Annotated in this window: 1 protein-coding gene; it reads left to right on the top strand. The window is 41.6% G+C overall.

Annotation, left to right across the window (positions count from 1 at the left end):
- Window positions 1-305 (top strand): FAD-dependent oxidoreductase (locus AAEY83_RS13765; protein WP_351059664.1); only part of this gene is annotated, 305 nt, incomplete at both ends.

Genomic DNA, 305 nt, shown 5'->3' with positions numbered 1-305 from the left:
AAAGCTGACTGTATTTTATTTGCTAATGGCCGTACTGGTAATACAGATACATTAAACCTTGAAGCCATTGGTTTAAAAGCCGATAGCCGTGGCCAATTAAAAGTTAACGAAACATATCAAACAGAAGTTGATAACGTTTACGCTGTAGGTGATGTAATTGGCTACCCAAGCCTTGCTAGTGCTGCGTTTGACCAAGGTCGTATAGCTGCTGATGCAATTGCATGTGGTAACTGTGACGACCGCCTGATTGTTGATATTCCGGCCGGTATTTATACCATTCCAGAAATGAGCTCAGTAGGTAAAAC

Source organism: Psychrobacter sp. TB20-MNA-CIBAN-0197 (assembly GCF_040309765.1).
Classification (GTDB): domain Bacteria; phylum Pseudomonadota; class Gammaproteobacteria; order Pseudomonadales; family Moraxellaceae; genus Psychrobacter; species Psychrobacter submarinus.
This window is presented reverse-complemented; position numbering and strand designations above follow the sequence as displayed.